Here is a 7,351-nt window from a genome sequence, read left to right as displayed (position 1 = left end):
AACTTTGGGTCGGCTGCACAAGCGGTCGGCCCATTATTTTGTCCCAGAGAGTTTCATGCTGAAAACAATTACGAGAACGATCGACAGGCTGCTTTGGCTTGTGGCTCACTTTGGTGCGCTGGCAATGACGGCGCTCGTCCTAATAACTGTCTATGACGTGTTGACTAGATATTTCGGAATACCGAAATTCGCCGGATTGAACTCCACCATGCTGCAAGAATCTGAGTTTTGGGCCCACACCGTTTTGTTTGCCACTTTTCTAGGATTTGCATTGGTCAAGCAGGCGCACGTGCGCATTGATTTGGTGCGTGACACGCTGCCAACACGCGTCAAATATTTTGTTGAAATGGCTGGCTTGCTGTTTTTGCTGATGCCGTTTTCAGTTTTTGGTATCATCTACAGCTTGCCTTATGTGGCGCGTTCTTTTGCCACAAATGAAATCTCATCATCAACAGTTGGCCTTAGCAATGTGTGGCTCCTTAAAGGCATGTTATTAGTTATGTTTTGTTCCCTCTTCTTCGCTGGTCTTTCGCAACTTCTCAAATGTATCGACGGATTGTTGGGCAACCTCAATGAAGCCGAAGAGCAAACCGTTATTGGCGGGGGACACGAATAATGATCGTCGATATTTTACCGCTTTTGATGTTTGCAGCACTGGCGCTGCTTCTGTTCTCTGGTTTTCCTGTTGCCTTTATTCTTGCCGGTGTGGGCTTAGCGTTCGCACTGATCGCCATTCAAATCGATCCTTGGCTGTTCGATTGGCAGCAATTCAATGCAATTCCCGTGCGCATTCACGGGGCGATCTCTGAAAACCTGATACTGACTGCAATTCCCATGTTTATTTTTATGGGTACGATGTTGGAAAAGTCTGGTGTTGCAAAGGACCTTTTGAACTGTTTGCAAGTTTTGTTACGGCGCGTTCCAGGTGGGCTAGCGCTCTCAGTGGTCATTATGGGGACCATCCTTGCGGCAACAACCGGCATAATCGGCGCCTCCGTCATTATGATGTCGCTGCTCGCACTGCCCGTTATGATGGAAAAGGGCTATTCGCCCTCCCTCTCGTCCGGAGCAGTCGCCGCGTCGGGAACCTTAGGCATTCTTATTCCCCCCTCGATCATGCTCGTCATCATGGCAGATCTGCTCTCAAAGTCCGTTGGAAACTTATTTGTTGCAGCGCTTTTTCCTGGTCTGATGCTGGCTAGCTTTTATGTCATCTACATTATCATTGCCTGCTGGCTGAAACCCGAGCTTGCGCCGAAACTAGATGCAAAAGTCGGCCCAAAAACCAAAACCGCATTGATAGCCATGGTTTTCCGCTCTTTTGTGCCACCGGTTGTGCTGATTTTTATTGTCCTTGGATCAATTCTAGGAGGCTTAGCCACCCCAACAGAAGCGGCAAGCGTAGGCGCATTCGGTGCCGTTTTATTGTCTGTCGTCAACATCGTTATCCTGCCTGCACTTGGCGTAAAGCCCATTGAATTTGAAAAAGAAAACCCCGATGCCAACAAGACAGAACCAACACTTGGGCAACGCATAAAGCAATTTGGCTTTACCCTTTATGATGTGGTCATGCGTTCCGCGCTGACCAACGCCATGATTTTTGGAATTTTCATTGGCGCTACTCTGTTTGCCTTCGTTTTCCGTCAAATCGGCGGTGAAGAAGTCGTCGTGCACCTGTTTGATAGCTTGGGATTAGATTCTTGGGGCGTGTTGTTCGCTTTGATGGGACTTGTATTTGTCTTGGGGTTTTTCTTTGACTGGATCGAAATCACCCTGATTGTACTACCCGTTTTCGCGCCCATTATCGCTGGTTTAGACTTCGGCGATCATCTGGCCAAAGTGGATGTGGTTTATTGGTTTGCAATTTTGATGGCGATAAATCTGCAAACAAGTTTTCTAACACCACCATTTGGATTTGCCCTATTTTATCTAAAAGCGGTCGCCCCGCCACAGGTGAAAATCCAACACATTTACAAAGGCATAATTCCATTCGTCCTGTTACAACTTTTGGGTCTAATCATGGTCATGCTCTTTCCAGAAATTGCCTTGTGGTTGCCAAGGGTCATGCTAGGGTAACTGAATTGAATCATTTGCCAGTTCTAGCTATGTCAATCCGATCACGCGTCAGCGCGAAAAAACAATGTGACCGAGGTGGTTTCTCATGACATTTCCTTCTCTGTCGTTTCCCAGTATCGGCGAAATTGTTGAAGATCGGTTGGAATTCCTAATTCTTGCTGGTGTGTTTCGACCTGACGACCTGATGCCATCTGAAAGGAAACTCGCAGAAGAGTTTAACGTTTCACGTGCGGCGGTGCGGACGGCTCTTTCACGGTTGCGTGCAAAAAAACTCATCAAGAAGACCAAATCCACCCATCAGGTATCGGTTTCCATTGCTGATGATTTGGTGGCAAAATTGAGCGATGCCGGCACCGAAAACCCGCTTGAGCTTTTACGGTTGTGGTGGTTCCTCTTGTACGATCTTCGCCGGTTTATCGTCTCCAGGCCAACAGATTTGGACAATCAGCGAATTGAAGAGGCAGTACAACTCGCCATTGACACAATCAAAAGCAACAAGGTCAAAAAGCGCTTTGCAGCATTGAAGGAACTCTCCATCAGATTGTCCGAAGCGAGCTACAACTTCTGCTGCATGCAGGCGATGGCTGCCTGCTTGGTTTCCGCGGAACCATTGTTGGTTAGTTTGCTAGAGAACCTTGGTGCCAACAACAAGGAGGTCTGGGTCGACCAACTCAGCAGGCTGAGCGTCAACGGGTCACAAAACACAAATATAAATTTACATTTTTTTGATGACCATCGCCTGCATAATTTCGATCATTCGGTTGCCTTGCCCACAACTGGCTCTGTTGAAATCGCCAATGCGAGTGCGGAATCGGTTTTGGCATTACGCGAGTATATTTCTAACGGCGATGTTGCAATTGGCGAAGCGCTTCATCCATCGCGGTCGCTTGCAGAACAGCTCAAAATATCTGAGGATTCCTTGCAGCATGCAATTGTGGAATTGAAAGCTCTGGATGTGCTTGCGGCTGACGCTCAGGGCCAAATCAGGCTGGTCTCTTTTACGCCCAAACTGCCATTTGATTCACTGGTCGAAAGCATCCTCGCCCAACCCTATGCAATTGAAAGCGTGTTCGATTTCCGAATTTCGATCGAATGTGAAATCGTTGCATCAGCTGCAAGAAATGCCACTCCTCAACAGCTTTCTAAAATCGAAGAGATCGTGAACAAAATGGGAGAGGTCTGCAATACCGACTACAAAGAGTTCGCAAGACTCGACAGCGCTTTTCATACGCTCTTGGCGCATTCTGCAGAAAGGTCTTGTCTTTCCGCGCTTTATGAAGGCTTTGCCCCAATACTGACCAAAGTCACCCAACATTGGCTCAGCAAACATAGGGTAAGGCAGGGCGACAACATGCGGATACACTTACAACACGTTGAAATCGCAAACGCCATTGCGACGAAAAACCCAACGCTTGCGACACAAGTTATGCGCTCGCACTTGGAGTATGTACTCACAAGCCTGACTGAATTTGAAAGACGCACCCATTTTGAGCAAATAGCGGAACTACGACAGCACATCTAGCAACAGCCGCTTTTATGTATGACGGCACTCAAATGTTCTAGGTTTACGGCATTGACACAAAGGCGCTTCCTGAACGCGCACGTAATGGTCGAACGCGTCAAAACAAAGCGAAAATGGGGCTTTGGATTGAATGAAGTTACCGCATGGGGCAGATTCAAATACAGAGAGCTTGCATTCAACAAAAACACCAACACATTGAAATTTAAGAACAATAATTGAACCAATCCGTTTTGGTCCAACCCATTGACACAATTCAATTGCTAGATTAACGTCTAACCAACATCATAATTAGGCAACGTCGCCCCATCATCAAGCTCAGCAAATCGCTGCGTTTGATTGTGGGGTTTTTTTCGTTTGGGGGCATGGATGACGGTCGATATTCCAATAGGGCTTTTGTTTTCAGTTTCAGGTACTGATAAGCGCATCGGAATAGATGCGTTAGACGGCGCCTTGATGGCGTTAGAAGAAGTGAACGCGGACCCAAGCTTTGACTTTCAGCTTAAACCAGTCATCCGAGATCCAGGGGATAGCCTCTCTCTGTTTCACAAATTCGCTGAAGAAATGATGGGCGAATTGGGCTGCCGCCAAGTAATCGGCACTGTCACGTCGTCATCGCGCAAAGAGGTCATACCAGTAGTTGAAAAGCACGACGCGCTGCTCTGGTACTGCTGCCCTTATGAAGGCTTTGAAAGCTGCGAGAACGTAATCTATATCGGCTCCACCCCAAGCCTGCATATGGTGCCATTGTTTGAACATGTGATCCCAAGGTTCGGAGCGAACGCTTATATTGCGGGCTCAAACTATATTTGGGGATGGGAAACCAGCCGGGTAGCGCGTGAATTGATAACGGCCTGTAATGGCTCGGTGATCGGTGATCGATTCATTCCGTTAGGGTCCGAAGATATTGAACACCTGATCGAAGAAATTGAAGCGAAGCGTCCAGATTTTGTTCTGAATAACCTCATTGGCAATTCTAGTTATGCGTTCTTTGACGCCTACCACAAATTGGGCCAAAGGAAATCGGCATTTTTGCCTGAAAACACGCCAATTGTGAGCTGCAATATTGCAGAATGTGAAATCGACAGCATTGGGGTGCAAGCGCTCACTGGGCATCTAACGACTGCTGTTTATTTTGAGAACCAATCAAACGCGGAAAACAAAGAAATGATCGGCGCCGTTCGCGCACGATATGGTCAAAACCGTCGCTGTTCAAATTATTTGGTGTCAAATTACACGGCCATCAAAATGCTGGCAGCCGCAATACGGGACACGGGCTCCGACAAAATCGCAGATGTACGCCCAAATTTGCTGGCGCGACACTTACAAACCCCATTAGGCCCCCTCAAGATTGACAATCTGACCAACCACGCTGCATTGCGGCCGGGGGTCGGCCGTTTTGATGGTGAAGACGGCTTTGAAATTGTTGCTGCAGCTGACGAACTTGTTGCCGCCGATCCGTATTTTGTTGATTTTGATGCCCTTGATTTTGCCAGGGCAATTTCTGCAAACGGTGCATCTAAAGTGCAGCATCTAAAGGTGGTAAAATGAACACCATCATCACCCCCAATTTTAGAGGTTGGCGCGCGCTCATTGTACACCGGCAGAGTGAGAATGTTGACCGGCTTGTGCGGCAACTCTCACGCCTAGGCATGGAGTGCGAACAAGTTTGGCCCAAACTCGTCCAACTATCAGACGCTGATGTAGTCTTTTTCGATGGCGATAACGGCTTTGATGGGCTTTTCCCTTGGCCGGAAGGCCATGCGCCCGTGCCAATGGTTGCCCTGCTCGGCTCCGAAGCTCCTGGGCGTCTGGAATGGGCGTTACGCCAAGGGGTATCGGCTCATTTGCTTAAGCCAATTGGCTCCGGTGGTGTGTTTTCCACCCTGGTTATTGCAGTTTCCAATTTCACCCAACAGCAAATGCTGGCTCACGAAATAGCTAAGTTGAAAACCAAAGCCCGTCTTCGACCGAAAGTGGTCCGCGCAATTCTATCGGTTATGCAATCGCACAGCCTTGATGAAGACGCCGCCTATGCTTTCATCCGCTCCGAGGCGATGCAACGGCGCCAGTCGGTGGAGGAATTGTGTGAATCTGATTTTTTTAGACCATCCAATCCGCGCGGACAAACACGAGTAAAAAACTAAATGTCTGTTCTCAAGCAACTTTTGGCCCGCCCACTCGCGCTTTTTGGGTTCCTGATTGTATCAATTACGGCGATATTTGCCCTTTTTGCACCTTGGCTCACCCCCTTCGCGCCCGAAGCGCAAATGTTCGACGGATTGACCATTGAAGGCGCTCCCTTGCCGCCAAACGCGCAATTTTGGCTTGGCACTGATTTGCTGGGACGAGACCTGTTTTCGCGCCTGGTCTATGGCGCACAGACCTCTTTAATTATCGGCATTGTCGCCAATGGCGTTGCAGTTTCACTGGGGGCTTTCGTTGGCATCGTTGCTGGTTTTTTCAGAGGGTGGATCGGCACCATTCTTATGCGGTTTACAGACCTGATGATGGCGATTCCCGCGCTTTTGTTGGCCATTGTTTTAGCGGCCATTTTCAAACCAAGCCTGTGGATCGTTGCGCTGGTCATTGCGATGGTGAATTGGGTGCAAGTGGCTCGGGTGATTTTTGCCCAAACCGTTTCACTTTCCGAGCGCGATTTCATTGTCGCAGAACGCTCAATCGGCGCCAGTTCACCCCGAATTTTGTTCCAACACATACTGCCCCATATGGTGCCCACATTGTTAGTGTGGTCCACATTGGGGATAGCAACAACCGTGCTGCTTGAAGCCACTCTAAGCTATCTGGGCATTGGCGTTCAGCCACCCATTCCAAGTTGGGGCAACATCATTTTTGAAAACCAAACCTATTTCACATCCGCGCCTTGGTTGGTGTTTGTTCCCGGCGGCGCAATCGTTTTGCTCGCCCTTGGCTTTAATCTTATCGGAGACGCCCTGCGGGACATTTTGGACCCAACTTTGAAGGGCAAAAGCTGATGTACGCTTATCTGTTCAGACGTGTTTTGCAAGCGGCGCTTATCTTGTTGGGCGTAAGCTTTATCACTTTTACCCTGCTCTATTTGGTACCCGCAGATCCGGCACGTCAAATTGCCGGACGCAGCGCGACCGCGCAAACAGTTGAGAACATTAGGGTTCAACTGGGCCTCAACCTTCCGTTTTATGAACAATATTGGCGATATCTCACCAGCTTGTTGCAAGGGGACTTTGGGCGCTCCTATTTGCAGAAATCTGAAGTCGGCGAGCTGATTGCAGCACGGCTGCCCGCCAGCCTTTTGCTGATGGTGTCGGCCATCTTTACCGAACTTGTTTTCGGCGTTCTGATTGGTGCAGTTGCGGCAATCAAACGCGATAGCTGGCTCGACAAAGTCTTGATGGTGCTCTCCTTTATCGGCGTTTCAGCGCCCCAATTTGTGGTCGGCATTCTGCTGCTCTATGTATTTGCAGTGCAATTGCAATGGTTCCCAATTGGCGGCTACGGCACCTTCGCCCACCTTGTTTTACCCTCGCTCACCCTGGGCGTTTTGGGCGCGGGCTGGTACTCAAGAATGATGCGCTCGTCGCTTATTGATGTGCTCACCCAAGACTATATCCGCACAGCCAAAGCCAAAGGCATGCCAAGCGTGCGGGTGATCTTTCGCCATGCGCTACCCAATGCCCTTTTGCCCATCATTGCAATGATCGGCATTGATATCGGCTTTTTCATGAGCGGCATTGTGGTCGTGGAGAGTGTTTTTGG

The 7,351-nt window shown here is 49.0% G+C and carries 7 protein-coding genes; all 7 read left to right on the top strand.

Going from position 1 to position 7,351, the window contains the following annotated elements; all coding sequences use genetic code 11:
• Nucleotides 1-616 (top strand): TRAP transporter small permease subunit (locus Q0231_RS14760; protein WP_299348632.1); only part of this gene is annotated, 616 nt, incomplete at its 5' end.
• Complete coding sequence (locus Q0231_RS14755; protein ID WP_299348630.1) at nt 616-2,076, top strand: TRAP transporter large permease subunit; 1,461 nt, start codon at nt 616-618, stop codon at nt 2,074-2,076. The genes Q0231_RS14760 and Q0231_RS14755, both read left to right, overlap by 1 nt.
• 85 nt (nt 2,077-2,161) lie before the next feature.
• Nucleotides 2,162-3,598, top strand: coding sequence for an FCD domain-containing protein (locus Q0231_RS14750; RefSeq protein ID WP_299348628.1), 1,437 nt, complete (start codon nt 2,162-2,164; stop codon nt 3,596-3,598).
• A gap of 366 nt (nt 3,599-3,964) precedes the next feature.
• Nucleotides 3,965-5,146 carry a transporter substrate-binding protein gene (locus Q0231_RS14745; RefSeq protein WP_299348626.1) on the top strand — a complete coding sequence of 394 codons (1,182 nt, stop codon included), beginning with the start codon at nt 3,965-3,967 and terminating at the stop codon, nt 5,144-5,146.
• A complete protein-coding gene (locus Q0231_RS14740; RefSeq protein ID WP_299348624.1) occupies nt 5,143-5,742 on the top strand; it encodes an ANTAR domain-containing response regulator in 600 nt (199 codons plus the stop codon). Before Q0231_RS14745 ends, Q0231_RS14740 begins: the two co-directional genes overlap by 4 nt.
• The gene (locus Q0231_RS14735; protein WP_299348621.1) at nt 5,743-6,591 is read left to right on the top strand and encodes an ABC transporter permease; all 849 of its coding nucleotides are present in this window, start codon (nt 5,743-5,745) and stop codon (nt 6,589-6,591) included.
• Nucleotides 6,591-7,351, top strand: a 761-nt coding sequence (locus Q0231_RS14730; protein WP_299348618.1) for an ABC transporter permease, incomplete at its 3' end; no start/stop codon positions are given. The genes Q0231_RS14735 and Q0231_RS14730, both read left to right, overlap by 1 nt.

The sequence above is a fragment of the uncultured Maritalea sp. genome (genome assembly GCF_937139385.1).
In the GTDB taxonomy this organism is placed as follows: domain Bacteria; phylum Pseudomonadota; class Alphaproteobacteria; order Rhizobiales; family Devosiaceae; genus Maritalea; species Maritalea porphyrae_A.
This window is presented reverse-complemented; position numbering and strand designations above follow the sequence as displayed.